Source organism: Vibrio sp. 378 (genome assembly GCF_033339435.1).
Genome location: NZ_JAWOUO010000263.1, coordinates 1 through 902 on the forward strand (window position 1 = coordinate 1; position 902 = coordinate 902).

General features: G+C 43.6%; 1 protein-coding gene. It reads right to left on the reverse strand.

From position 1 onward, the window contains the following. Positions 1-815 (reverse strand): methyl-accepting chemotaxis protein (locus R7Q48_RS25580; protein ID WP_318132967.1); only part of this gene is annotated, 815 nt, incomplete at its 3' end. Positions 816-902: the final 87 nt, after the last annotated feature.

A 902-nucleotide genomic window follows, 5' to 3' on the forward strand; every position in this document is an offset into this window, starting at 1 on the left:
CTACGGCTCGTTTCTATTTTTTGTGCATCTTGATCCGATTGCATGGTCGCTTGTTGAGAGATGCTCGAAACCTCTTTGGCAGACGCCGTCATTTCTTCCATTGCGGTTGCGACAGAATCAAGTGTTTGGTACTGGTGCGTAATCTGTGTTTCGCTCAGTTTCATGTCTTGTTCAAATGCAGACGACGTTTCACTTAGCGTATTGGCGTTTTCTTTTACGCTATTGACCAGTTCGCTTAATGTATCCATCGACTTATCTAGTGCGCAGCCAATGGTGCCAAACTCGTCACGGCCAGGGTGAAAGCCCAATCGAGAAGTTAAGTCACCGTCACCAATCTTCTCTGTTGTGGTGTATAGCACCCACAAAGCACCTCCGATGAATGTCGCTACCCAATAGCAAAATACTGCAAACGGCAAAACCCATAGAAAACTAAGAAGGAAAGAGGTAAGGGCGTCGGAGCGCAGGGCGTTGTATTGATTGCCAGCGTGCTCGGTCAATCGAACAAGCTCACCCGCAGAGGTTGTGCCATAAACCGTGGTAACACCATCTGCAAACAAGCTTTTTTGTTGATGGTTAGCTTTTGAGATACCAGTAATTTGATAGATATCTGTGGGATTAGCTTCAATGATGCCATCTAGTTTTGCTTGCACGTTGGCGATAGATTGTTGCTCGAACTGATGCAAATCATTTAGGTATCGGCTTCCTGCTACCGAAGTGAGTGCCACCAGAAATAGGAGGAAAATAACCCACATTTTGTCGTTGATAGACATCTTAATAAATAGTCGGTCTATCGTTCTAAACTCAACTTCTCTCATTGATTACTCCATTAGAGATAAAAGATATTGAACAAATCTATGGGTATATCGAAACAAAATATGCGATGCGAATCAGCAAAATATGTA